A 25,641-nucleotide genomic window follows, 5' to 3' on the forward strand; every position below is an offset into this window, starting at 1 on the left:
TCAAAATCGCATCACTTTCATAATTTAGTATTTCATTATTCATAGAATCGATACTCCTTTTGGGTTTGAATAATCTGCCATGATTGGTTATATTCCAAATCCAAAAAGATGCAGCTGAGTTATTTCTATCCGATAAACTAATCAGGATTATATTAAATGATTAAGGCATACATCTTGCCTGTAAAGGTTTATTGGTAACTTCGCAAAAGCTCGCACCCTTTGCATCAAAAACAATATAATGATTAGCATTGGCGTATGTGCAGATTAAAAAAGGATCATACTTCGTTCCAAACACCTTCCAATATTGTTTATCTTTTTTAAATTCTGGCTTTAATTCAGCATTTAATTCAATTGGTCCATCGAATACACTAGCATTCTTAAACTGGTAAACATTATGTCCATCAGAAAATGTCGCTGGACAACTCACAATAGGAGTTTTTGCCTGACAATTAATTGATATCATTACAGTTAAGGCACTTGATAACAATGTGGCTATTTTATTTTTCAACAACATAAAATTTATCTCCATCATTTGAAATACCATTTTCGGGCCGATTGAAACGAATTAATCGCATTGAAATTGCCTTAGTTTTCCATTGATCATAAACAATAATACCATTGGAATTTTGTTCTACATATATTGCAGCGTGACCTTTATACTGACTCTCACTTTTAAATGTCGCTATTACTGTGCCTTTTTTTATACTAAAATTATATTTAACAAGAGCCCCTCTTTTCCAAAAAGAAGTATGCGGTGCATTTGCTAAACTCTTAACAGCGGCAACACATTCACGAGATTCTCCAAACCATGTCCTTTCGTCCTTATTTTGTATCGTTTTATTATTTTCAACTGTAGAAATAAGTTTTTTCCAATTTGCATCAGAAACAATAAACGGCATACAATTTCCTTAATTAAGATAAAAACAAAAAAAGTAAATATATTGTAAATTATATTTATCATAATAACAGGATTTACATAAAATATTAAATATTTTTAAAATAAATTAAATTATTAATCCAATTTACCATATGTACAGCATATTAAAAATAATTAATATAAACTATTCTACAGTTTTTCAATCTTTTTTAATCTAACTTAAATCAATCTGGTGACTAATAGCTATGCATATACATCAAAATTTAGTATAATTAACAAAATAAACCATCTGGGGGCGACCTTGGTTTCGACGGGGGTTGCAAAGCAGATGCGTGCATACCGGGGTCTCAGATTCCCGTTAAACACTGAATTTATATAGTCGCAAACGACGAAACTTACGCTTTAGCCGCTTAAGGCTAAACGTTGCAGCGGTTCGCCAATGGGCCGTGTGAGGCAACTCACTGCAACGACATTCACATTGGCTGGTTTAATGTCGTGTTGTCTGACATTAAATAAGATTTATGGCAACTGGTTTACAAACAGCCTGTCTGTCGGCGGTTTGTGAATAAGATTCGAAGTTGGCAAGACTAAGTATGTAGATCGCTCTGTAGAGGACTTTCGGACGGGGGTTCGATTCCCCCCGCCTCCACCAGTCTTTCTATTTTTATTTCAAATTCTTTCTAATTTCTAAACATCTGTATAACAACCTGTCAAAAATTATAAACATAAGATTTTATTTCTTTAAAATGCAAAAAAGCTCCCTTCCGGGAACTTGTGTAATCAGCTGTTTAAGGTTAAGCATACCTGTTAATTTTTAAGAATTATAACATATTTTAAGATTTAGTCAATAAATTTATTTTAATTAAGTAAATATCATCATTAATAATATTAAAAAATAAACTATATAATTACTCTTACTAGATTTTTATCTGATAAACAAGTAAGCAAGATTTTATTATTAAACAATAAATAAACTTACTATTACCAGAATAATATATCGTTTTATAATTATTTTTTATATATAAAGTACTTTAATCAACTGATTTAATCTGATCTTTTCAGCTTGAAAAAAGCAAAAAAATAATTTAAATCAGATAAATTATCGCTATAATTATAAAAATATTTATAAAATTTCAAAATGAGGATAATCCTTACTGGTTTTCCAGTCTCCGCCCCAGATTATCTTCACTCCAAGTTCAGCAGCCGCTTGCTTCATTGCCAGCGCAATAGTCCGGAATTTGTTCAAATCTGTCCAGTCAACCGGATATGGAACCAGATCCACAGCTTTGCCTGTAACATGCTTACTGGCATAAGGATTATTTAACCAGGTCACCTTACTTAAATCTGGCTGAGCATATTTTACCGGTATTCCTTTCTGGCTGCATTGTTGTGCGGTTCGCCCCTTACCATAATTAATACAGCATTGCTCACGCGAACGCACCCCTTCAGTTACCATAAAATCCTGATTTGTTATCTGTATAGCCCGCTTTACCACGTTGGTCAGGCTGCAATTGACTCCATACAAACGCTGTAAGGATCGATTACTTAATTTATACATATTTATCACCCAAAAAAAAGCAGCCCAAAGGCTGCTTAATTTATATTTATGTTTATTCTTTTGTTGATTTATCACTACCAACAAACTCTTCTGCTTTTTTACTAACAATATTCATTATGCGTTGTGCCAGTTTCGGTGCAGCAGCTTTAAATGCATCAAGAAACGATGTAGTTGACATTCCTGCAAATACACCAACTCCGGCAAAAAGCCATGGATGATTCTGTGGAAAAAAATAATCAGTTATTGCCGCTGCAAAAATCATTCCCAACAAGACAAATAAAATTGTCATAAACCAACCATAGCGTTTGTAATCTGTAACCAGTAAAGAACCAGCCAGCCCACCTACCAGCGCAAATAAAATACAGACGGAAAAAGCATCTTTTAAAAACTCCATACTTTATCGTCCTTTATATTTAGAATCTTCAATCCGTTTAGCGTAGTTGATCAAATTTCTCCCGGCCAGAGCACATACCACAGCCAGCACAGGATAAGTTGTCATTCCAGTTGTTAATGGTGGATAAGATGCCCAGAAAGTAGCTGAAATTACAGCCCATATTAGTGCTGAAAAAATCAGCAAATATCCAGACAATACACTGCACCGATTAGACTTAAATATTGCAATAACCAGCTGTGTTAAAGCCACACCTATCAGCAACACAGACAGAGTTAAAGGATGCAATAGCAAAAAACCTTTATACAGTTTCAAATGAAAAACTTCGCTGCCACCCAAAATAAATATGCCAGCAAAGCCTATCATAACCAGCGCACTGGTAACAGTGATCACTCTTGTACCTGTATCAAACAACCATCTTTGTAATTTATCTGGTAAAAATCTTAAATCCAACAGTGAATAAAGTAATTGAAATACCAATTCCACATTTTTCATAAATCTTCCATCAAATCCTCAAAAACAAAAAAACCGGCTGAAAGCCGGCTTTAATACCAATAGTTTATAAATATCTATTTATAATCATAAATATAAACAAATATCTTCCAATATATTTTTAATCTTTTATGAAATTTAAAATACAATTAAATAATATAAAACTATATTTTATATTCATAATTCTGATTTAAATCATTTGTAATATTGCGAAATATCTTTAACAGCAAATTAGCCATACCTTTAATTTTATAAAGCATGGCTAAAACTCAGTGAAAATTAAAATACTTCTTCAGCCTGAATGTTTACATCAATTTAGCGAGGTATTCACGTGCTGATTCCTTGGCAGGAGAATCCGGTATTTTTTCAAATAAAGGTAAGAAAGCTTTATGACATTTATTAAAAATGCTATCCATACCATAGCCAAATTCATGAATCTGAGATTCATATTTACTACCAAGGATACGGAAAGCAGGTAATAAATGTTCATACATCAAACGCATTTTCTGAGAACAAACAAATGATTCATATAAATTTATCAGACTTTGCACCGAAACATGAATTTCGTCTGAACAGCTTTTAGTAACTTCCTTACTGTTAAAATTAACTTTTTTAACAGCGACCCGACTTAAAAGGCAAATTACATCAATAAATTTAGATGACGGGACTTTTTCATAGCTGACACCATAACGTGTGCGTACAGCCTGCCATAATGTCATAGCCAGTTCAGTCTGTTTTTCAGGTTCAACAGACATTACCAGCTGTTTGTGCAAAGTCTTGATCATGGTAATCTGTGCCGGCAACAATCCAGAAGCGCCATTCTCTTTAACTAATCCAGGTCGGCCACGCTTTTTAGCTACTCTTGATTTACGCCAATGTGAATGAATGGCTTGAGAACACTCATTCTGATACACCCCAACCAATTCCTTCAAACTGTCTTTTACTTTTTTCGGATTAATGCTTTGCAACCAGTTTGTCAGTTTTTTTAACGGAATAACCAGAATTTTTTTAGTACCGCTTTTGATTGGTATAGATAAAAATCCACAACCATATTTTTGGTAGCAACCTTTTAATTTACGATGCTGGGTAGACCAATCCAGTCCAATCCCCTGCACCACGGATTTCATGCAAACGTAAATAGTATTTTTGACCTTGACAGTGGCCAAACTACTCCCATGAAAAGAAACAAATGTGATATTATTATCCATTCAAAACTCCTTAAATTAGGCTTGGGTTTTGTTTATCTAATACCTCATAGGTGGCAGCCTTTGAGGTATTTTCCTTTTTAAAAATAAATTCTATGTATTTAAATTTAATTTATTCAATTTTAACCTTATACAAATTAATCAATACTTAATAAAATATATTTACTAAAACTATATAATAAGTTGAATAGCTGTTTTAACTCTATGTAAGTTTAAGGTAATATAACCTGAATTGGTTATCAAAATAACCATATATGGCTATATTAAAATTTATAAAAGATAATTACAAGCACTTTATGGTCTTTTAGAGCCATATTTTATCATTCATTATTAATTTTCCACTATTAATCAATTATGCTTATATCATGAAATTTGCTAATCAATTAAAAAATGCCAGACTGGCCGCAGGACTTTCCCAAAAAGAACTGGCTCAAAAAGCCAGTATTACTCCATCTTTGATATCCAGATATGAGCTGGGCAAAGTTATACCCAGGCTAGATACAATGAATAAAATTATGAAAATACTTAATTTTCATAATATTGAATCTTTAGCGCCTTCTAAAGATAATCAAAATAGTTATCTGAATATACCACCTTTATTTCAACAAACTGCAAATTCAGAGAACACTCATATTACTATTTTAAAAACTGATATAACTGCTCATAAATTTCATATGGATAATCTGTTCTATGTCATCATGAGTGGTAATTCAATGCAAAATCTTTTAAATGATGGAGATAAACTCATTGTTGATACTTCGCAAAAAAAATTAATAGATGGAAAAATCTATGCTTTTAATCAAGGTAATTTATTCAGAATCAAAATTCTGCAAAACTTACCTGAACAGCAAATACGTATTAAAAGCTATAATTCCTATGAATATCCAGATGAAATTGTAACATTAAACGATATCGAATTAATCGGCCAAATCATTTACAGAGGAGGCTTCTTATAGACTCTTTAACTACAACCACAATATCAATAATAAATGTTTTCATCAGATATTAAGTCGGATGCCAGAAATGTGCATTCGGCTTAATATATAATTATAAGATTCTAAAATATTAACAAGTAAACTTTTCTAAATTAATATCAAATTGAAAATCTCAGCATTTATATACATAATACTTTAAAATATATACATTTAATCTATTTTATAAATATTCAATTTTAATTTATTAACACATGAATATAAACCAAAATTGAATACATGATGATTAATTAAATAATACTTTAAAAATAAAATATAAGCTGGGCTATAAACCTGCTTTAATTTTACTCATTCAATAACGAAATATAAAATTTATCTTTATACAAAAGGAAGTGAAAAACGCTATCTCAAGACGCAAAAAAGCTCCCTTTCGGGAACTTTAATTATCAGCTGTTGAAGGTTAAGCATACCTATAAAATATAAATGTATTATAATATTTGTAATATAATTGTCAAGAAGAAAACCGAAAATATTTTTCAAAATCTGATTGTGTTTTCATTTCTTGCCAAAAAAGCCACAAACTTTGTTCAATTGACTCATTCCAGTCCTTACTGGAATAACGTCTACGCTGATTACGTTTGATTGTATTTTGATTCTGACGTTTATATAAGGGACTTAATTTACAGTATTTACTGGATAATAAAGCAAAAGCTTCACGATTCTTGTAAAACAGATTTCCCATAGATGCTTTTACCATATCATACACTTCTGGCTGATAAGTAGGATAAAGTGTCTGCTGAACATTTTTTTCAGCTGTATGTGCCTGATATTTCCACTCTATACTTCGGCAATGCCCTTTTTTGATTGTATCTCTCATGCAATATTCATAAGCACGCAATACATTTTCCGCCAGATCTACTTCAAATTTATAGTCTTTCATAGATATACCTTAATTTAATAAATATGCTAATTAATTTAATTTTATAATAAATATTTTAATTTATTATATATTTTTAATTAGGCATTAATATTTAGAATATATACTCAGATTAAATATTGGTTAAAATTTTTTGCAAAATCATTTGATTCCTTTTTTATATTATAAATATTCCTTATAAATTAGATTATGCATTTGTATTATCATATAATTTAATAAATAAATCTTTGCTTATGCCTTACATAAAATTGATTATCATTAATAAAAACCGTATCTATCTATCAAAATTGTCATAATAATAAGTCAATAACTAATAAAATGCAAATCATTGCCTAATTATGCAACCACTAAATAAGATTAGGTAAAAACTAAGGGTTAATTATGTATACTGGTAAAAAATTAGGTGAGGCTATTAAATCGGCGATTGAACTCAAAGGTGTCCGCAAAGCGGATGTAGCTCGTGCATTTGGAATCAAGCCACCTTCAGTAACTAGTTGGATCCAGACTGGTCGTGTAGATAAAACACATATTGACAAGCTGGTTTCATATTTTGCCGATGTTGTTCAACCTGAGCATTTTGGTATTGGTTCATTTGAAACTAACGAAATTTTGTTTAATGGTTATAAAGTGCCCTTACTATCTTGGATAGATGCTACCAAACAGCTGGACAAAAATGCTTTAACAGAAAGCAACATTATCTGGGTACCAACACTACGCAAACCAGGCAACAATGCGTTTGCACTTGAAGTTAAAGGTGACAGCATGGAACCTGAATTTACCGCAGGGGACAGAATTATTGTTGATCCCGAGCAATCTGTAAAAGATGGCTGTTTTGTAATTGTCCGTGAAAACGACAATGAAGCCATGTTTAAACAGTATGTCAGTGAGGGTAGCTATCATTATTTAAAACCACTCAATAACCGCTACCCGATTATTAAAATGTCTGATAACTTTTATATATGTGGTGTCGTCATAGAAAAATTTAAAATATATGTCTAGGAATTTGACTAATTTAACTGGTTTATTGCTAGTTTTTGGATACTTATAGTATTAGTTGAATAAACATAAAATTTATTTATTACTAGCATAGCTATTTTAGAATTGGGGGGATTATCCCCTACCATTTTCCAAAAATCAAGATTTGTTAAAATGAATTCTATTCATATAAATTAATATTTTCTATAAAAATTTATGATGATACAGTATAATGCATAAAATAATTCCTTTTAAGTATATATTAATAAATCTTTATTTTATAAATTTTTTTAAAACAAAATATTATCTTTTTAATAAAATAAATGAATCCATTATCATTTAAAAAATTAAATTATTTACAGCAAATTTGTACAACGTATTTTTTATTATAAATTAATAATATTTTATGCATTTATTATAAAATATTTTTTGTGGCTTTAATTAAAATATGGCTGCTATACTCTATTTTAATCAAATCTATTTTTATTATGCTCTCTATGCTTATAGCTGATGGTTTTAACCTGAAATGGTTATCTCAATTGGTTCCCAATCATCACTATTTTTACAAGATACCCATCTAAGAGAAGTGTCGCCGATGTTGTATTCATCCTCTTCAGTTGTTGAAATAACTACTCCATGGCTGTCGGAAAAAAACAAAACAATGAATCCATATTCCGGATCTCTGCGAGCTACCGGATATGAAATTCTTTTGCTTGAAGATTTGATAATTTCCAACATAATTAACTCCTGTAAATATGATTAAATGGTAATAGTAAAAAAATTTGCTACTACCAAGTTTTAAAAACTAAAACATACTTTTATGTGACAAATATCCTGTAGTTTTTAAACTTATTTTGATTCTGGTTTAACTAAATCTTATTTAAAAAAATCAATACATTGAGAAAAGTATACAAAAGTAATTCAGTCTTAGTTAATGAACAGCTATAATTAGTTCCGTCATCAATCACATCCTTTTTGCGGTTTTGTTTACTGTCAAAGTCGTTGGTTTCTTAACCTTTTCCATGTGTATATATTACAATTGTAATTAAATATTTGCAATTATATTTGTGATTATTTAAGCAAATAAATTATAAATATTTGATTATTAAAAGTATTAAATATCACTTTTGTGATTAAATGACGTAAAAAAACCGCTATTCGTGATAGCGGTTTTAATTTAGAACTTTATCCTCCTCGCCAGACCATCTTACCAAGCACTCTGAATTGAGCGTATGTTTCCTGTGTAACCTGCATAGTTTCATAGTCACGATGATAGCTAATAATATCAATACCATTTTCTGAGTTGCGTAACTCTTTTATATACAATCTGTTTTTATAGATTATTGCATATACGCTGCCATCCACTATTTCCAGATCATTTATGTCTAACAATATTGTATCCATGTCATAGAGAAGTGGTTCCATCGATTCTCCACGCACATACATTGCTTTAAGAGATGACTCATCAAGTCCCTTGCTTTGTAACCAGCTTTCTCTGAAAAGCAATTTATCATCAGTATCACGAACTATCCAAGTTGCATTACCCATACCTGCAGATAAACTCATATCAAAATATGGAATCTTCACATATGCCCCTATGTTGCTACTAATATTTTTGTCAGAATAACTACCAATTTCAGAAGATAACGGAACAACGCTTAAATCCTTTACACCGTTTAATAAGTAATTCGGTGTAGTGTCAAGAGCTTCTGCAAGCTCTATGATTCTTTTTGTACTTTTATTTCTGCCTGTTTCTATTTGTGCGATTGTACTTTGTGGAACGCCCGCCATTTGTGCTAATTTGGCTTGTGAAAGATTTTTACTTTCACGAAGTTTAGTCAGACGTTCGCCGAATGTGGTCATGAATCACTTTCTGAATAAAAGTCAAAATTTATCACATATGTGATATTGCTTCAATAACTTAATTTTATTATCAATTTAATATAAATTTATATAAATATTTGTTTACAGTTCATCACAATTGAGCGCATGATTTATAGTATTATTTTGATATTAAATTCTGTACTGGCATCAGATTTGTTATCAGATATTAGTTTAATTATTTTTTAAATCACATTCTTTATTGAAATCAATAACAACTATGGTATATATGACTATTAATATTCAGAGCGATACTTTAACCAGCTGAGTATTAAGAGTTAATCATTGATTATTTCCAATATATTTAATGTAACTATCATGCAATGAATTATAAATAAGGCAGTACTGAATACCAGTACTGCCTTTTGTTTTTTAGAAACTATTTAATAACGTCTGCTTCTGACCAGCTGTGCTTTACGCTTCAGATAGACTAAAGTACCAAATCCGCTCCAGATATGCACCAAACGGGTAAATGGAAAGATTACAAATACACTCATACCCATAAAGAGGTGTAATTTAAAAATCGGGCTGACATGCGCAATAATATCCGCTGCACCGCCTCTGAATGTCACAATATGCTGAGCCCACTGCATCAGGCTAATCATTTCTGCTCCGTCCAGATGATGAGCAGAAACATGGATAGTACCCAGCCCCAGACAAAGCGTAATCAGCAACCAGATTAATACCAGTTTGTCGCGCCAGCTACTGTTAGCCAGCAAACGTGCACAGCTGAAACGCCGGTAAATAAGCATCAGTAATCCGATTAAAGCAAGGGTACCCATTATTCCGCCGGCAATCATTGCTGTCAGTTGCTTGGCTTCATGAGTGACACCAAGGGTATCCCAAACTACTACAGGCGTAAGCAAACCGACCAGATGTCCGAAAAACAGTCCGAGTACACCAATATGGAACAGAATATTGCCAACTCGCAGCAGACGCGGATAAAGCAGCTGGCTTGATTCAGACTTCCATGAATACTGATTTGTATCAAAACGAATCAAACTGCCCAGAAAAAAAATACTGGCGGCAATATAAGGAAAAATGCCGAAAATAAATTGATTAAGGTAATACATGCTGTCTCCCGGCTAATTGAATTTTTTATTGCGGAAAAATTGCACTTCCTGCACAGACGGCTGATTTAATAACGGTTCGAGCCCTTCTGCTGTTGGTCCGAATTTTTCCAGAGCTTCGTCCATATTGCGTACTGGTGCAGCCTGTAATGGCTGCGGTTTAACCGGAGATAAAGCGACAACTGCATCCATAACCGGTGCATACACTGATTTACTCTGATGCAGGTTGTCAGCTATATAGCCAATCACATGTACTGCATCAGCAAGTAAATTTTTGGCTTCATCTTCGGCAACATGAGACAAAAATTCTAAAAATAAAGGCAGATAATCCGGCAATTCATTATCAGCCGGTTCAAAGCCGTGTTTCTGATACTCTGCCAGTAAGTCAACCATCGCCTGACCACGGATGCGATCTTCTCCATGCAGATGTTCAAACATGTGTAAAGCATGTTTGCGACTGCGATCAAAAGTAGCTACATATACTTCTTGAAGATCGATTTCATCATGCGTGCGTAAATGTTCAAAAAATGGCTGTAATACCGAAATCTGATTAGCAGATAACTGATCGGCCAGAATTGAATGCAATTCATCCGTATGGTCTAACCATTCCTGCCTTGGATAGCTTAGTAAAATGGATAAAATTTTATACATTTGTCTGTCCTATGAGGCCGACTGACGATTATTTCTCTTACGCAGTCCATGAAAAATAATCGGTGAAGCTTTACGTGTACCAAACAGGCTTTCTTTGCTGTGGCCGTTATGACAGCCATCTCCAAATGAAAATCCGCAACTGGCTTTTTCCTCAAAAGTATTGCTGACCAGTTCTTTATGTGCACTTGGAATAACAAATCTGTCTTCATAATTGGCAATTGCCATTACTTGATACATTTCTTCAATTTGCGCAGCACTCAAACGATGGCCGGACAATTCCTGTAATGCCTGCTCTTCAGAATAAATATTTTTGCTGCGCATGTATTTACGCATATCAATCATGGTTTGCAGAGCATTAATAATTGGTTCGGTTTTACCGGCAGTCAGCAGATTGGCCAGATACTCAATCGGAATTCGCATATCTTTTATTTCCGGAATCAGGCCATTCTGACCAATAACACCGGATTCAACCGCAGACTGAATTGGTGATAACGGCGGAATATACCAAACCATCGGTAAAGTACGATATTCTGGATGCAACGGAAATGCCACTTTCCATTCAACCGCCATTTTATAAACCGGTGAATTCTGAGCAGCCTGTATCCAGTCTGCCGGAATTCCCTGAGCCAGTGCTTCTTTGGCAATTTCAGGATCATTCGGGTCGAGAAAAATATCCAGTTGCTGTTCGTATAAATCCTGAGGATTTTCTGTCGCAGCACTCTCACTGATCCGGTCTGCATCATAGAGGAGTACACCGAGATAACGTATTCTGCCAACACAGGTTTCCGAACAAATTGTCGGTTGACCGCCTTCAATGCGCGGATAACAGAAAATACATTTTTCCGCTTTGCCTGCTACCCAGTTGTAGTAAATCTTTTTATAAGGGCAGCCAGAGACACACATACGCCAGCCACGGCATTTATCCTGATCAATCAGGACAATCCCATCTTCTTCACGCTTGTATATTGAACCAGACGGGCAACTGGCCACACAGGCTGGATTCAGGCAATGCTCACACAGACGCGGCAAATACATCATAAATGTGTTTTCAAAAGCAGCGTAGATATCTTTCTGAATGCCATCAAAAAGTTTATCTTTAGAACGCTTGGCAAATTCACCGCCTAAATCATCTTCCCAGTTCGGTCCCCAATGAATCTTATCCATTTTCTGCCCGGTTAATACCGAAACAGGGCGTGCTGTAGGCGGTGTTTGCATCAGCGGGGCATTTTGCAGATGCTCATAATCATAGGTAAACGGTTCATAATACTGGTCAATAGCTGGCATATTAGGGTTGGCAAAGATATTGGCCAGTACTTTGAGACGATTACCTTGCTTTAGTTTCAGCTTGCCTGAATTTTCACGTACCCAGCCACCTTTATACTGTTCCTGATCCTCCCAGTTTTTCGGATAACCGATACCGGGTTTCGTTTCTACATTATTAAACCAGGCATATTCAACCCCGTCACGACTTGTCCATACATTTTTACAGGTAACAGAACAGGTATGACAGCCAATACACTTGTCCAGATTTAACACCATTCCGATTTGTGCACGAATTTTCATGATTGTGTCCTTTTTATTCTGTCACCGGTGTTTTGGCCGGTTGATCCAGCCATTCCACTCTGTTCATTTTGCGTACTACGACAAGCTCATCACGGTTGGTACCTACCGTACCGTAATAATTAAAGCCCCATGATAATTGAGCATAACCACCAATCATATGCGTTGGCTTCATAACCACTTTAGTGACTGAGTTATGAATACCTCCGCGTTTGCCGGACAGCTCTGAACCGGGCACATTGACAATTTTTTCCTGTGCGTGATACATCAGAATCATGGTTTCTGGTACTCGCTGACTAACCACTACGCGTGCGGTCAGCGTACCATTCACATTGAATACTTCCACCCAGTCGTTATCTTCGAGACCGGCACGTTTAGCATCAATTTCAGAAACCCACACATGCGGACCACCGCGTGATAAGGTCAGCATTCGCAAATTATCTGAATAAGTACTGTGAATACCCCATTTCTGATGTGGTGTGATGAAATTCAGTACGATTTCAGGGTTGCCATTGCTTTGATGGCCTTTCACATTCAGTGTGGTTTTCAGGTCTACAGCCGGACGATAGGAAACCAGTCCCTCACCAAACAGCCGCATCCATTGATGATCCTGATAAAACTGCTGCCGGCCGGTTAAGGTGCGCCATGGAATCAGTTCGTGCACATTGGTATAACCAGCGTTATAGCTGACTTTTTCACTTTCCAGACCAGACCAAGTGGGTGATGAAATAATCTTGCGCGGTTGTGCCTGCACATCGCGGAAACGAATAGCATCATCTTCACGGGCAATGGCCAGATGAGTATGGTCGATACCTGTATTTTTTGATAAAGCTTCCCATGCCTTAACTGCCACATGACCATTGGTCTCCGGAGCCAGTGTCAGAATCATTTCCGCAGCATCAATAGCTGTGTGCAGTTTCGGCTGGCCTGTAGCCACACCTTCGGATTGGGTGTTGTTAAGTTTGCGCAGTAAATCTACTTCTGCACCAGTCTGCCAGCTAATACCTTTACCACCATTACCGATTTTTTCCAGCAACGGTCCTACAGATGTGAACTTGTCATAAATAGCACCATAATCACGTTCAACCACGGTCATTTTCGGCATGGTTTTGCCCGGTACCGGTTCACATTCACCCAGTTTCCAGTCTTTCGGGTCAAACGGCTGTGCCAGCTCTTCTGGACTGTCGTGCATCAATGGTGTTAATACCAGATCCTTACGCACTCCCAGATAATCTTTGGCAGTTTCGGAAAACGCTTTCGCCAGACCACGATAAATATCCCAGTCAGTTTTACTTTCCCAAAGCGGTTTTACTGCCTCGCTAAGCGGATGGATAAACGGATGCATATCCGAAGTGTTCAGATCATCTTTTTCATACCAGGTGGCTGTAGGCAGCACAATATCTGCATACAGACAGGTAGTGGACATACGAAAATCCAGTACGGTAAGTAAATCCAGCTTACCCTCTGCTGCCGGACGGACTTGTACATCAATCGGCTTAATAGCATCAGTCTCATCACTCATTAGTGCATTTTGTGTGCCAAGCAGATACTTGAGGAAATACTCATGCCCCTTACCGGATGAACCAAGAATATTGGAACGCCAGACAAACAGATTACGCGGGAAATTCTGCGGATTATCCGGATCAGTACAAGCCATATCCAGTGCGCCCGATTTCATCTGCTCAACAGCAAATGCAATCGGATCTTTACCTTGTGCTTCTGCATCACGGGTCACATCAAGCGGATTACGTCCCAGCTGCGGAGCAGAAGGCAGCCAGCCCATTCGTTCAGCTTTAACGTTGAAATCCAGCTGACTCATTTCAGCCATCTGACCGGCATGAGTTGGCGCAATAACTTCCGACATCTTCAGTTTTTCATGCCGCCACTGGCTGGTGTGTGCATAGAAGAAAGAAGTACCATTCATCTGGCGTGAAGGCCGGTTCCAGTCAGCAGCAAAAGCCAGAGGTGCCCAGCCGGTTTGCGGGCGTAATTTTTCCTGACCGACATAATGGCACCAGCCACCGCCGCTCTGACCGATACAGCCACACATCATCAGCATATTGATAATGCCACGATACGCCATGTCCATGTGATACCAGTGATTCAGACCGGCACCCACAATTACCATACTGCGACCATGTGTTTCATGTGCGTTTTGGGCAAATTCGCGTGCTACCTGAATCACCAGCTCCGGCTTCACGCCAGTATGTTTCTGCTGCCACAATGGTGTATAAGGCACATCAGCCAGATAATCATCGGTAACGCCATCACCACCAAAACCACGGTCAATACCATAATTGGCACACATCAAATCAAATACTGTGGTTACCAGTATTTTTTCACCATCTGCATTAATTATCTGCTTAATCGGAATATTTTTAACAATTACTTCTGCTGCATCATCCCCGCCGAAATAATCAAAAGACACACCCATGATGGCATCATGATTATCTTTGAGTGATATCAGCGCTTTGATTTCTGTACTGTCAGATTTTTGTGCCAGCAGATTCCATTTACCCTGCTCACCCCAGCGAAAACCTATCGATCCTTTCGGAGCAACAATATCACCGGTATTTTCGTCGATAACCAGTGTTTTCCATTCAGGATGATTGCTTTCATCCAGCCCGCCTGCTATCTGGCTTGCACGCAGGAAGTAGCCCGGCAGCAGTTTGCCGTTTTCCTGATTAATCACCACCAGATTAGGCATATCTGTCAGACGACGACAATAATCAATAAAATATTCTGACGGATTCTGCAGATGAAATTCTTTCAGAATCACATGTCCCATTGCCATTGCCAGTGCAGCATCTGTCCCCTGTTTTGGTGCCATCCAGATATCACTGAATTTCACCATTTCACCATAATCAGATGAAACTGCTACTGTTTTTGTACCTTTATAACGCACTTCAGTATAGAAATGCGCATCCGGAGTACGTGTCATGGGTACATTAGAGCCCCATACCATCAGATAGTTGGCGTTATACCAGTCGGCAGATTCTGCAACATCGGTTTGTTCACCCCATGTTTGCGGGCTGGAAGGTGGTAAATCGCAATACCAGTCGTAAAATGACAGCGGTACACCGCCAATCAGACTCAGATAACGCGAACCGGCAGCATAGCTCACCATCGACATTGCCGGAATCGGAGAAAAGCCAATTACACGATCCGGGCCAAATTCTTTAATTGTGAATGCATTGGCAGCAGCAATAATTTCATAAGCTTCTTTCCAGTCCAGACGAACAAAACCGCCCTGACCACGCTCAGATTTATATTTTTTCGCCAATTCCGGATTCTGAGTAATACTCTGCCAAGCCTCAATTGCATTCAGAGTCTGGCGTTTTTCACGCCACATACGCAGCAGAGAAGAGCGAATCATTGGGTATTTCACCCGCTGAGCAGAGTAAACATACCAACTATATGATGCACCGCGCGGACAGCCCCGCGGTTCATGATTGGGTAAATCGGCACGAGTACGCGGGTAATCTGTCTGTTGCATTTCCCATGTAATCAAACCGTTTTTAACAAAAACGCGCCAACTACAAGAACCGGTACAATTTACCCCGTGAGTTGAACGTACAATTTTGTCATGCTGCCAGCGCTGGCGGTAAGCATCTTCCCATTCTCTGCTCTCAGCCACAACTGCCCCATGTCCGGCAGAAAATGTTTCTTTGGTTTTACGTAAAAAATTCAGTCTGTCTAAAAAATGGCTCATGAATTTGTGCTCCATAGAGGCAAAAGCCTCAAACAGTTTCTTATTGATTTATATTTTTTCTGCACCATTATCTATGACAATGGTGCGATCACTTCAAACTAACAACTCGTAACTGATTGTTTGCGAACATAAAACCAGTAATTAACTATCAGACAGCTTACATAGAAAACAATAAAGCCCCATAAAGCCACTGATGCGCTGCCTGTCGCCTCAATCGAAGAACCAAAACTTTTCGGAATCAGAAAACCACCATAAGCACCGATTGCGCCCATAAAGCCTAATACCGTAGCTGATTCCTTAGTGGCATGAGCTTCTGAGGTCTTAACATCGCCCTGATGCAGATGACGATGAAACTGAGAGAAAATCCGCGGCACCTGCGCATAAGTTGAACCGTTACCAATACCACTAAAGGCAAACAGCAACATAAAACTACAGAAAAAACCAACAAAACTGCCTTCATTGCCGCCAATAGGCTGAGATACCATAACGCCAATAACCCCGACAATCATCATGGCATAGCTGATTTCAGTAAGTTTTGCCGCAGACATCTTGTCAGACAACCAGCCACCTACCACACGCAGTACTGCACCTACAAACGGACCTAAAAAGGCAAATTTAACTGCATCCAGATGCGGGAAAGAATGGCTGATTAATAACGGGAAAGCAGCCGAAAAACCGATAAACGAACCAAATGTGCCCACATAAAGCCAGCATAAAATCCAGTTGTGCAACCGCTTGAAAATGACAAACTGTTCCTTTAGTGAGGAATGCATGCTGCCAATATCATTCATCCCAAACCATGCAGCCAGCGTACTGAGCACAATAAACGGTACCCAGATAAAACCAGCATTCTGCAACCAAACCTGTGCAGAACCCTGTGGCGTAGAAATTGTCTGAGACTCACCGCCCATTGCACCAAACAGGCAGCTAGTAATCGCCAGTGGCACAGCAATCTGTACTGCGGATACGCCCAGATTGCCCAAACCGGCATTAATCCCCATCGCCTGACCTTTTTCCGATTTCGGGAAAAACAGACTGATATTGGACATAGATGAACTGAAATTTGCTCCGCCAAAACCACATAAAAGTGCCAGAATGAACATCGTTGTATAAGAAGTATTCGGATTCTGTACAGCAAAGCCCAAGCCCAGTGCAGGAATCAGCAAACTGGCTGTAGAAATTGTCGTCCATTTGCGGCCACCGAAAATCGGAATCACAAATGAATAAAAAATTCGTAAAGTTGCACCTGATAATGCCGGCAAGGCCGCCAGCCAGAACAGTTCATTGCTGCTGAACTTAAATCCCACCAGTGGCAGTTTTACTACCGTCACACTCCATACCTGCCAGATAGCAAACGCCAGTAACAATGCAGGAACGGAAATCCATAAATTTCTGCGTGCTATTGCACGACCACCAGACTGCCAGAATTGTTGGTCTTCCGGCCGCCAATCTTTTAAAACTTTACCCATATCAAACTCACTTTATTGGTGCTTAGGGTTTTTCAGAGAAAAATGCATCCAGATTAAACTGATACATACCGTGCCAAACATCAGCATGAAAGAGGTAGAACGTACACCTGTCCAGTCTACTAACCGACCAAACATAATCGGCAACAGAAAACCGCCTAGTCCCCCGGCCAGACCCACTACACCAGATACAGTACCCATATCATCCGGAAATTCATCAGAAATAAACTTGAATACCGAAGCTTTACCGATTGCCATAGCCACACCGACCACAAACAGCAGCACAGTAAATATCGTTGCATTTAAACCAATATGCATATCCAGATGACCGTTCACTGTACGAATAGACATTTGTGTTTGCGGATAAGACAACAGAAAGAATGCAATTGCGCAAATCCACATTACAGCCCAAGTAACTTTATAAGCACCGTATTTATCAGACAGCCAGCCACCGAATGCACGCAGTACACCTCCCGGCAGAGAGAAGCATGCAGCCAGCAACCCTGCCTGCGCTAAGCCGAAGTTATATTCGTTAACATAGTAATTCACCATCCACAGCGAAATACCCACATAGCCACCAAACACTACCGAATACAGCTGACTGTATTTCAGCACTTGCGGATTTTTCATTAATAACAACTGAGCTTTCAGACTTGGCTGTTTCGCAGAGACTGCTTTAGGCTCCGGATAACTGAAAAACCAGAACAGCACTGTAATAACCAGCAAAATTACGGCATATACGCGGGGTACAGCCTGCCAGCCATATGCTGCAATCAATGCAGGTGCCAGAAACTTATTTACGGCAGAACCGGCATTACCGGCTCCAAAAATACCCATTGCCAAACCTTGACGTTCCTTACGAAACCATTTGGCCACATAAGGAGTGCCAACAGAAAATGAGCCGCCTACCAATCCCAGCCACAGCGCAATCCAGAGAAACTGACTGTATGTGTGTGCATATTCAAGCAGCCAGACTGCCGGAACACATAACAGCATCAGCAGAAAAAATACAATACGACCGCCAAAACGGTCAGTCCAGATACCTAAAGGCACCCGGATAAGTGATCCGGACAGTACAGGCATCGCTACCAGCAAACCAAATTCAGCTTCACTAAGTTGTAATTGTTTTTTAATAGGTATTCCCAAAACAGCAAATATCATCCAGATCATAAAACAGACAATAAATGCAATCGTGCTGGAAGTAAGCACTGTTACCGATTTTCTAACACCAGAATCCATTCTGTACCCCCATTAATAATTCTCTTTAGTGTACGTAATCACCTTTTCATATCCAATTAGTCATCAGAAGCAAAATCATTAACCAGAAAGCACAACGCCAAATAAGCAAAAAGGCCTATTGACAAACTCAATAGGCCTTTATCAAATTCTGATATTCAGTAGTTATTACCCGATACTCAACTCACTTGTTTATTTATCCAGACCATGCTCAATGGCATAAACAGCAGCCTGTACCCTGCTGGCTACATTTAATTTGCGTAAAATATTCTGAACATGCACTTTTATAGTGCTTTCAGTTACATCCAGATTACGCGCAATCACCTTATTACTATTCCCACCTGCCAGCCAGCGCAAAATTTCCCGTTCGCGCGGTGTCAGTGGTTCAGTAATTTTCTCGTCAGCCTGTTCCTGCCTGCGCAACCTTGTTACCAGCTTACTTGTCATTTCAGGCGATAACACACTATCACCGCTAATCGCTTTTTCAATACTATCCAGCAAAAATTCTGTATCAATATTTTTTAACAGATATCCGCGGGCACCCAGCCGCATACATTCGAGTAAATCACTACCGTCTTCAGAGACTGTCAGCATCAGCACTACCTGCTGCGGATTATGATTTATCATCTGCGGTAGTGCTTCAAGTCCTCTCATTACCGGCATATCCAGATCCAGAAGTACAGCATCCGGCTGGAGCTGTTGCTGCATTTTTACCCCTTCAAGCCCGTCTGTGGCCTCACCCACCACCTCAAAACGCTCACAACTATCAATCAGTGCACGCAAACCACGCCTAAACAAAGTGTGATCATCAACAATCAGAATCCGGTACTTGTTTTCATTAAGCATTATTAAATTCCCAAAATTATTCCTGCGCATGAATATACTGACGCGGCACCATCAACTCTACACATACCCCGTTATTTTCACGTGCAAATATTTTTAATTCTCCATTAATCTTGCCGGCTCGTTCTTTCATGATATGCACACCCACATGCCCGTGCAGCCCCTTCTGAATCAGCGTATCCTCGGCAAAACCTATTCCGTTATCTTCAATACAGAGATTCAGGCGATCAGCCAGATATACCAGCCTCACCCGCACAGCATCGGCGTGCGCATGTTTACGTACATTTGATAATGCTTCCTGCACAATGAACACCACCTGCAATTGTACATCCGACTCTACCTCATACACATCGCCTTCTACTGACCAGTCCGCAACAATATCTGTTTGTTGTTCAAATCTTTTCATCACTTCCTGCAAGGAACTGATTAGCCCTTCTGAAACCAGACGTACCCGGAAATTTGACAATAATTCGCGTACATCATCATAGCATTGCTGAATACCCTCATGAATAAAATCCAGAGTCTGTTTAGCCTGCTCTTGTTTATGCTCTGCAAGAGATTTTTCCAGTACCTGTATCTGCATATTCATAAATGAAAGCGACTGCGCGATACTGTCATGCAATCCTTGCGCCATCAGGTTACGCTCTTCCAGTATCGCCATCTGCTTATCCAGTTCATTCAGGCGCATACTTTCAATCGCTATCCCGAACTGACTGCAAACAGTTGAAATCAGACGTTGATTTTCTTCACTCAGTGCAAATGGCTTCAGTGCAAACAAGTGCAGCATACCAATTTCATCATCTACTGATTTCACTGCAAATGTCAGACAAAACGGCAGAACCTGCTGCATCTGACAGCAGTGATTATTTTCCTCATGAATAACCAGCGATTGATTATTGTAATTAACCACAGACTGATGCAACCGCACACAGCGCCCGCCATCACAGCGATAATCACGGAACATATCTACCTGCTCCTCTGTCAGCCCGTCCGAACCGGCTACTTCTAGCATCTGTGAATGGCGATTTTTTAACTGCACCACACAGGCATCCGCACCACTGAATGCCTTCATTTTATGCATAAATATTTGTACCAGCACCGTCAGATCATGCTGCTCCTGAAACAATGAGGTCATAGCATATAATACCGCCAGCTCACGATTACGCTTAACCACTGCCTGCGTTTGCTCAGCCACCCGGTTTTCCAGCGTGTCATATACCTCATACAACTTGGCGGCCATCAAATTAAAACCCTGTGCTACCTGCCCGAACTCATTGGCCGTACCCACTTTCAGGCGTGTATCAAAATAACCCTTACCAATCTGACTGATCCCCTGATTCAGACGTAACAGCGGCGAAATAACCAGATGATGCAGTAACAGCAATGATACAATCGCAGATAGAACAGCCATCATTAATACTAGCACCTGTAACCAGCGCAACAGTTTGATATTGTGGGTATTATCTTGCTCAATAAGCAAAACCAGCCGGTCAATTACCGCAGTGAATTCTCTGGCCTGAGCAAGGAAAGCTTCTCCGCTTAGTCTGCCCTGTAAATAAGCTTCACGGTCAGCAAGAAAATCCTGCAACTGCTCCTCAATTTCCTGAACTTGAGTTAATAACTGTTTATGGCGCTGACCGTTCATAACACCGGTATCATGCAATTCGTATAAATGACCAAGTATTTCCTTAAATTGACGCTTTTCATCCGCAAACTGCTGCTCTGCACCCGGTGTTTTCGTGACCAATACCATATAAAACACCCGCTTGCGCAGACTGCCGGCTTCATTGATTGCCATTCCCAGCTCTTCCAGCCGCCATGAGGTATTCAACGACAACCCTACCAGACTGGTAGCCAGAAACAGCCACACAGCAATCAGCACAACCAGGACTTTTGATAACTTCTGTCCGCGTAAAAACGACCGATCAAACTTTTGCCACAGATTTTTCATAACACCCCAATCAGAAAACTGGCAGCACTATAACGCAAAAGTCGAAATAAAGATTTGATATTCATTTAAAATTTGATATCTTTACCAATAAAAAATATAATATATTTACTATTTTTTAATAAATTTAATAATTTAAATAATAAAATAACTTATTTTAATCTATTTTAGATTTTTATTAACTATAAAAAGGGGTGGATTGCTATGACTTGGACTTTTGCACAAAAATCTGGTGTCTTGACACATAATGGTAAGTTTATTAAAACTGGGTATGCAGGTTTTGGCGAAGGGAAATTTAACCCTTCAATGCAATGTGTGCGCAATGTTGGTCCTCTGCCCAGAGGTAAATATATTATGAAAGCGCTTATCTTGAAACATCAAACCTGTGGTGAATATGTAATCAGGTTAGAACCTGATCCAGGTAATAATATGTGTGGTAGATCCGGTTTTTTAATTCATGGTGATAGTAAAACGCATCCCGGTTCTGCTTCTCAAGGTTGTATAATTTTACCTATAAAGTATCGAAAAGATATGTGGAACAGCGGTGATAAAATTCTAGAAGTAATAGCATAATAGATAAAATCTAAGGATGAAGAAAAGTGAAAAAACTTTTACTAGTAATACTATTAGCAGTCTTGCCTATATTAAGTTTTGCTAAAGGGCCTGATTGCGATTCCTGGCCAATGAATATGAGTGAAGGCTGGTTACAAAATGCTGGTATAGTTGATATCATAAATTTAGATGAATCTAAAACTAAGATAACATTATTAGCATCCGAGAAAAAAGCAAAAGGTTTATATACCCAGATTTATCACTTTACTTTTTATGATAAAATAGGAAATAGTTATGAAATCATTACTAATAATGATGCTTCTTATCAAGAATGTTCAATGACTGGTGTTGATATCTATCTAATATCAAAAAGTGTTTCAAACAAGTAAATAAATGAGATATTATAATCAGTTACATATTTTTTAAGGAAAATTATGTATCTATAAATAGATATATGATTTTCATCATAAATTTTAAAATAAATTAGATGCTTTTAAAATAAAACTTAAATCATATCATTTATTCAGCTCTGGAATAATGAAATTTTGATTACAGTAATTTATATAGTCGTTGTATCAAATAAATATATAAATATATAAATAAGATGTAATATTTATTACATTCTGCCATCTTAAAGATTATCTTGAAACATCTACATTGTGGTACATATGTAATCAGGTTAGAACCTAATTCTGGTAATAATATGTGTAGTAGATCCGGTTTTTACATCCATGGTGATAGTAAATCGCATCTCGGTTTTGCTTTTCATGGTTGTATAATTGTAAATATAAAGTATCAAAAAGATATGTGGAACAGCGGAGATAAAGTTCTAGAAGTAATAGCATAATAGATAAAATCTAAGGATGAAGGAAAGTGAAAAAATTTTTACTAGTAACACTATTAGCAGTCTTGCCTATATTAAGCTTTGCTAAAGGACCTGATTGCCATTCCTGGGCAATGAATATGAGTGAAGTCTGGTTACAAAATGCTGGTATAGTTGCTATCGAAAATATAAATGAACCTAAAACTAAGATAACATTATTAGCATCGGAGAAAAAAGCAAAAGGCTTATATACCCAGATTTATCACTTTATTTTTTATGATGCAATTGGAAATAGTTATGAAATCATTACTAATAATGATGCTTCTTATGGAGAATGTTCAGAGACTGGTGTTGATGTCTATTTAATATCAAGAAGTGTTTCAAATAAATAAATGAATGAAATATTATCATTAGTTACATATCTTTTAAGGAAAATCATATATTTAAAATAGATATATGATTTTCATCATAAATTTTTAAAATAAATTAGATGTTTTTTTAAAATAAAACTTAAATCATATCATTTATTCAGCTCTGGAATAGTGAAATTTTGATTACAGTAATTTATATAGTCTTTGTATCAAATAAATATATAAGTAAGATGTAATATTTATTACATTTTGCAATCTTAGAGATTATCTTGAAACATCCATATTGTTGTGCATATTCAATCAGGTTAGAACCTGATCCAGGTAATAATATATGTGGTAGATCCAATTTTTTAATTCATGGTGATAGTAAAACGCATCCCGGTTCTGCTTCTCAAGGTTGTATAATTCTAGATAAAAAGTGTCGAAAAGATATGTGGAACAGCGGTGAAAAAATTCTTGAAGTAATAGCATAATAGATAAAATCTAAGGATAAAAAAGTGAAAAAATTTTTACTAGTAACACTATTAGCAGTCTTACCTATATTAAGCTTTGCTAAAGGGCCTGATTGCTATTCCTGGCCAATGAATATAAGTGAAGGCTGGTTAAAAAAAATTGGTATAGTTGATAACATAAATTTAGATGAATCTAAAACTAAGATAACATTATTAGCATCTGAGAAAAAAGCAAAAGGCTTATATACCCAGATTTATCACTTTATTTTTTATGATACAACAGGAAATACTTATGAAACCATTACTAAAAATGATGCTTCTTATGGAGAATGTTCAGAGACTGCTGCTGATGTCTATTTAATATCAAGAAGTGTTTCAAACAAATAAATAAATGAGATGTTATCATTAGTTACATTATTTTTTAATTAAAATCATATAGTTAAAAATAAATTAAATATTTTTTAAACTAAAACTTAAATGAAAATATAAGAAAAATGTAATATTTATTACATCCTGCTAATCTTGTTGTTATCTTCTTATAATTCAAAATGAAAATTTATAGTTGACATTTTTTACAATGGCAATAAATTTTTCAATTAGTGGTTTATTTTTATCATCATAATATATAACCCTCTGACTAAATAAAGACAAAACTAAACTTTTAGTTTTGTCTTTATTATTTTCCAGAGGGAATGTCTGCAAAATACTAGAATAATCTTTGCTCAAAACGGTTTGGCTTACCCGGCAACAGCATCAGTATGATAAACCAAATTTGCCCGATGATCGGTATAAGAGTAATCAGAATCCACCATGCAGAACGGTTTGTATCATGCAGCCGTCTGAACTGAAGTGACAAAGTCGCTATCCATACAACAAAGCAGACTACCAGAAAGACAAAATCAATCGTCCAGTCGCCCCATGTATAGATATCATTAATCGGATGTCCGAGCATTTTTTCAACTGCATACGTCAAAATTATTCCAAGAACATAGTTAATCACAATCGGCCACCAATAATCAGCACGATTAGAAGTCCCTGAAAAATTCAGAATGTTATGCCAGAACCGTTTGTAAGATTCAATCATAAATTCATCTCCAGATAATTAATATATTTACATTTATATAAATTTTAAAATTAGGATTTATATTTCAAACATTGCCAAGTTATCTTAAGACTTATCTATAAACGATTCAAACAATTTAACTTTAAAAATAATTACTTACAATATTTATTTATTGATAAAAATTGATATAGTTTTTTTTTATAATTTATCAATTATGAGAATTTATGTACTTTAATTAATATATTTGTATATTTATTTGCGTTTTTATACATAACAATTAGAATTAATTAATTGTTTGACATTATTTAAGCATAGACTGCGTTTCAGCGTAGCAGACAATTCTCAATAAATATGACATTTCATTGAAAAAAGGCTGTAAAATGTATAAATTAAACAACATTATTACAATCAATTCATTTTAATCATACAAATAAATACATAGAATTAACTCAAATACTTAATTGGTTTAATATCCAGACTAAAAAATTTAGTTTAAATTTTCTATTTATCGTTTATTTTATAAATATCTACATATCAGTAACTGAAAAAATTCAATACTATAAATTGACACTAAATATACCGTACTACTAAATATTATTTTATTGAATTTTTCATCAGATGCTGAATACTGATATCAACTATTATG

Annotated in this window: 24 protein-coding genes and 1 other RNA gene; 7 read left to right on the forward strand and 18 right to left on the reverse strand. The window is 36.8% G+C overall.

What is annotated here, in order from left to right; all coding sequences use genetic code 11:
• Nucleotides 1-160 precede the first annotated feature (160 nt).
• Complete coding sequence (locus GYY70_RS03470) at nt 161-514, reverse strand: STY0301 family protein (RefSeq protein WP_174831301.1); 354 nt, start codon at nt 512-514, stop codon at nt 161-163.
• Complete coding sequence (locus GYY70_RS03475; RefSeq protein WP_174831302.1) at nt 498-899, reverse strand: BPSL0067 family protein; 402 nt, start codon at nt 897-899, stop codon at nt 498-500. The genes GYY70_RS03470 and GYY70_RS03475 overlap by 17 nt, the downstream gene beginning before the upstream one ends.
• 269 nt (nt 900-1,168) lie before the next feature.
• Here GYY70_RS03475 and ssrA point away from each other — a divergent pair.
• Nucleotides 1,169-1,529: a transfer-messenger RNA gene (ssrA, locus tag GYY70_RS03480) on the forward strand.
• 471 nt (nt 1,530-2,000) lie between these two features.
• Here the strand turns inward: ssrA and GYY70_RS03485 are convergent.
• The 4 genes from GYY70_RS03485 to GYY70_RS03500 all read right to left on the reverse strand — a co-directional run bounded on the left by GYY70_RS03485 (nt 2,001) and on the right by GYY70_RS03500 (nt 4,526).
• A complete protein-coding gene (locus GYY70_RS03485) occupies nt 2,001-2,435 on the reverse strand; it encodes a M15 family metallopeptidase (RefSeq protein ID WP_174831303.1) in 435 nt (144 codons plus the stop codon).
• 52 nt (nt 2,436-2,487) lie between these two features.
• Nucleotides 2,488-2,829, reverse strand: a complete 342-nt coding sequence (locus tag GYY70_RS03490; RefSeq protein WP_078474178.1) for a hypothetical protein — start codon at nt 2,827-2,829, stop codon at nt 2,488-2,490.
• 3 nt (nt 2,830-2,832) lie between these two features.
• Complete coding sequence (locus tag GYY70_RS03495) at nt 2,833-3,321, reverse strand: hypothetical protein (protein ID WP_078474179.1); 489 nt, start codon at nt 3,319-3,321, stop codon at nt 2,833-2,835.
• 302 nt (nt 3,322-3,623) lie between these two features.
• The gene (locus GYY70_RS03500) at nt 3,624-4,526 is read right to left on the reverse strand and encodes a phage antirepressor N-terminal domain-containing protein (protein ID WP_174831304.1); all 903 of its coding nucleotides are present in this window, start codon (nt 4,524-4,526) and stop codon (nt 3,624-3,626) included.
• A gap of 362 nt (nt 4,527-4,888) precedes the next feature.
• On the opposite strand from GYY70_RS03500, the gene GYY70_RS03505 reads away from it, so the two are divergent.
• Complete coding sequence (locus tag GYY70_RS03505) at nt 4,889-5,479, forward strand: LexA family transcriptional regulator (protein WP_174831305.1); 591 nt, start codon at nt 4,889-4,891, stop codon at nt 5,477-5,479.
• A 487-nt stretch (nt 5,480-5,966) separates the two neighbouring features.
• On the opposite strand, the gene GYY70_RS03510 is transcribed toward GYY70_RS03505, so the two are convergent.
• Complete coding sequence (locus tag GYY70_RS03510) at nt 5,967-6,395, reverse strand: hypothetical protein (RefSeq protein ID WP_084547110.1); 429 nt, start codon at nt 6,393-6,395, stop codon at nt 5,967-5,969.
• 378 nt (nt 6,396-6,773) lie between these two features.
• Between GYY70_RS03510 and GYY70_RS03515 the strand changes: the two genes are divergently transcribed.
• Entirely contained in the window at nt 6,774-7,391 is a 618-nt protein-coding gene (locus tag GYY70_RS03515; protein ID WP_174831306.1) for a LexA family transcriptional regulator, read from the forward strand.
• A gap of 492 nt (nt 7,392-7,883) precedes the next feature.
• Here GYY70_RS03515 and GYY70_RS03520 read toward each other — a convergent pair whose 3' ends face one another.
• The 10 genes from GYY70_RS03520 to GYY70_RS03565 form a co-directional block, all read right to left on the reverse strand.
• Complete coding sequence (locus tag GYY70_RS03520; RefSeq protein ID WP_084562022.1) at nt 7,884-8,105, reverse strand: hypothetical protein; 222 nt, start codon at nt 8,103-8,105, stop codon at nt 7,884-7,886.
• Nucleotides 8,106-8,552: 447 nt separating this feature from the next.
• Nucleotides 8,553-9,230: an XRE family transcriptional regulator gene (locus tag GYY70_RS03525; protein WP_174831307.1), complete on the reverse strand. Its 678-nt coding sequence runs from the start codon at nt 9,228-9,230 to the stop codon at nt 8,553-8,555.
• A 401-nt stretch (nt 9,231-9,631) separates the two neighbouring features.
• The gene (gene narI / locus GYY70_RS03530) at nt 9,632-10,321 is read right to left on the reverse strand and encodes a respiratory nitrate reductase subunit gamma (RefSeq protein ID WP_037391857.1); all 690 of its coding nucleotides are present in this window, start codon (nt 10,319-10,321) and stop codon (nt 9,632-9,634) included.
• 12 nt (nt 10,322-10,333) lie between these two features.
• A complete protein-coding gene (gene narJ, locus GYY70_RS03535) occupies nt 10,334-10,969 on the reverse strand; it encodes a nitrate reductase molybdenum cofactor assembly chaperone (RefSeq protein WP_078474594.1) in 636 nt (211 codons plus the stop codon).
• Between the two features lie 9 nt (nt 10,970-10,978).
• On the reverse strand, nt 10,979-12,532 hold the full coding sequence (gene narH, locus GYY70_RS03540) for a nitrate reductase subunit beta (protein WP_174831308.1): 1,554 nt from the start codon (nt 12,530-12,532) through the stop codon (nt 10,979-10,981).
• A gap of 13 nt (nt 12,533-12,545) precedes the next feature.
• Nucleotides 12,546-16,241, reverse strand: a complete 3,696-nt coding sequence (locus GYY70_RS03545) for a nitrate reductase subunit alpha (RefSeq protein ID WP_174831309.1) — start codon at nt 16,239-16,241, stop codon at nt 12,546-12,548.
• A 98-nt stretch (nt 16,242-16,339) separates the two neighbouring features.
• The gene (locus GYY70_RS03550) at nt 16,340-17,710 is read right to left on the reverse strand and encodes a NarK family nitrate/nitrite MFS transporter (RefSeq protein ID WP_174831310.1); all 1,371 of its coding nucleotides are present in this window, start codon (nt 17,708-17,710) and stop codon (nt 16,340-16,342) included.
• A gap of 12 nt (nt 17,711-17,722) precedes the next feature.
• The gene (locus GYY70_RS03555; RefSeq protein WP_174831311.1) at nt 17,723-18,946 is read right to left on the reverse strand and encodes a nitrate/nitrite transporter; all 1,224 of its coding nucleotides are present in this window, start codon (nt 18,944-18,946) and stop codon (nt 17,723-17,725) included.
• Between the two features lie 189 nt (nt 18,947-19,135).
• Nucleotides 19,136-19,789, reverse strand: a complete 654-nt coding sequence (locus GYY70_RS03560; RefSeq protein WP_084547296.1) for a response regulator transcription factor — start codon at nt 19,787-19,789, stop codon at nt 19,136-19,138.
• A 16-nt stretch (nt 19,790-19,805) separates the two neighbouring features.
• The gene (locus GYY70_RS03565; RefSeq protein ID WP_174831312.1) at nt 19,806-21,737 is read right to left on the reverse strand and encodes a histidine kinase; all 1,932 of its coding nucleotides are present in this window, start codon (nt 21,735-21,737) and stop codon (nt 19,806-19,808) included.
• A 201-nt stretch (nt 21,738-21,938) separates the two neighbouring features.
• Between GYY70_RS03565 and GYY70_RS03570 the strand changes: the two genes are divergently transcribed.
• From GYY70_RS03570 to GYY70_RS03585, 4 genes are all read left to right on the forward strand, one after another.
• Complete coding sequence (locus GYY70_RS03570) at nt 21,939-22,307, forward strand: tlde1 domain-containing protein (protein WP_174831313.1); 369 nt, start codon at nt 21,939-21,941, stop codon at nt 22,305-22,307.
• Between the two features lie 26 nt (nt 22,308-22,333).
• A complete protein-coding gene (locus tag GYY70_RS03575; RefSeq protein WP_174831314.1) occupies nt 22,334-22,675 on the forward strand; it encodes a hypothetical protein in 342 nt (113 codons plus the stop codon).
• 484 nt (nt 22,676-23,159) lie between these two features.
• On the forward strand, nt 23,160-23,501 hold the full coding sequence (locus GYY70_RS03580) for a hypothetical protein (protein ID WP_174831315.1): 342 nt from the start codon (nt 23,160-23,162) through the stop codon (nt 23,499-23,501).
• 476 nt (nt 23,502-23,977) lie between these two features.
• Complete coding sequence (locus GYY70_RS03585) at nt 23,978-24,319, forward strand: hypothetical protein (RefSeq protein WP_084561887.1); 342 nt, start codon at nt 23,978-23,980, stop codon at nt 24,317-24,319.
• A 319-nt stretch (nt 24,320-24,638) separates the two neighbouring features.
• Here the strand turns inward: GYY70_RS03585 and GYY70_RS03590 are convergent, their stop codons facing one another.
• A complete protein-coding gene (locus tag GYY70_RS03590) occupies nt 24,639-25,016 on the reverse strand; it encodes a DUF805 domain-containing protein (protein ID WP_084552727.1) in 378 nt (125 codons plus the stop codon).
• Nucleotides 25,017-25,641 lie beyond the last annotated feature (625 nt).

Origin of the sequence: Snodgrassella sp. ESL0324 (assembly GCF_013344955.1) — a bacterium.
Taxonomy (GTDB): domain Bacteria; phylum Pseudomonadota; class Gammaproteobacteria; order Burkholderiales; family Neisseriaceae; genus Snodgrassella; species Snodgrassella alvi.

Bases quoted from the DNA above. Each gene is read 5' to 3' on its own strand.
- GYY70_RS03470 (WP_174831301.1), bottom strand. From the start codon at position 514: ATGTTGTTGAAAAATAAAATAGCCACATTGTTATCAAGTGCCTTAACT.
- GYY70_RS03475 (WP_174831302.1), bottom strand. From the start codon at position 899: ATGCCGTTTATTGTTTCTGATGCAAATTGGAAAAAACTTATTTCTACA.
- GYY70_RS03485 (WP_174831303.1), bottom strand. From the start codon at position 2,435: ATGTATAAATTAAGTAATCGATCCTTACAGCGTTTGTATGGAGTCAAT.
- GYY70_RS03490 (WP_078474178.1), bottom strand. From the start codon at position 2,829: ATGGAGTTTTTAAAAGATGCTTTTTCCGTCTGTATTTTATTTGCGCTG.
- GYY70_RS03495 (WP_078474179.1), bottom strand. From the start codon at position 3,321: ATGAAAAATGTGGAATTGGTATTTCAATTACTTTATTCACTGTTGGAT.
- GYY70_RS03500 (WP_174831304.1), bottom strand. From the start codon at position 4,526: ATGGATAATAATATCACATTTGTTTCTTTTCATGGGAGTAGTTTGGCC.
- GYY70_RS03505 (WP_174831305.1), top strand. From the start codon at position 4,889: ATGAAATTTGCTAATCAATTAAAAAATGCCAGACTGGCCGCAGGACTT.
- GYY70_RS03510 (WP_084547110.1), bottom strand. From the start codon at position 6,395: ATGAAAGACTATAAATTTGAAGTAGATCTGGCGGAAAATGTATTGCGT.
- GYY70_RS03515 (WP_174831306.1), top strand. From the start codon at position 6,774: ATGTATACTGGTAAAAAATTAGGTGAGGCTATTAAATCGGCGATTGAA.
- GYY70_RS03520 (WP_084562022.1), bottom strand. From the start codon at position 8,105: ATGTTGGAAATTATCAAATCTTCAAGCAAAAGAATTTCATATCCGGTA.
- GYY70_RS03525 (WP_174831307.1), bottom strand. From the start codon at position 9,230: ATGACCACATTCGGCGAACGTCTGACTAAACTTCGTGAAAGTAAAAAT.
- narI (WP_037391857.1), bottom strand. From the start codon at position 10,321: ATGTATTACCTTAATCAATTTATTTTCGGCATTTTTCCTTATATTGCC.
- narJ (WP_078474594.1), bottom strand. From the start codon at position 10,969: ATGTATAAAATTTTATCCATTTTACTAAGCTATCCAAGGCAGGAATGG.
- narH (WP_174831308.1), bottom strand. From the start codon at position 12,532: ATGAAAATTCGTGCACAAATCGGAATGGTGTTAAATCTGGACAAGTGT.
- GYY70_RS03545 (WP_174831309.1), bottom strand. From the start codon at position 16,241: ATGAGCCATTTTTTAGACAGACTGAATTTTTTACGTAAAACCAAAGAA.
- GYY70_RS03550 (WP_174831310.1), bottom strand. From the start codon at position 17,710: ATGGGTAAAGTTTTAAAAGATTGGCGGCCGGAAGACCAACAATTCTGG.
- GYY70_RS03555 (WP_174831311.1), bottom strand. From the start codon at position 18,946: ATGGATTCTGGTGTTAGAAAATCGGTAACAGTGCTTACTTCCAGCACG.
- GYY70_RS03560 (WP_084547296.1), bottom strand. From the start codon at position 19,789: ATGCTTAATGAAAACAAGTACCGGATTCTGATTGTTGATGATCACACT.
- GYY70_RS03565 (WP_174831312.1), bottom strand. From the start codon at position 21,737: ATGAAAAATCTGTGGCAAAAGTTTGATCGGTCGTTTTTACGCGGACAG.
- GYY70_RS03570 (WP_174831313.1), top strand. From the start codon at position 21,939: ATGACTTGGACTTTTGCACAAAAATCTGGTGTCTTGACACATAATGGT.
- GYY70_RS03590 (WP_084552727.1), bottom strand. From the start codon at position 25,016: ATGATTGAATCTTACAAACGGTTCTGGCATAACATTCTGAATTTTTCA.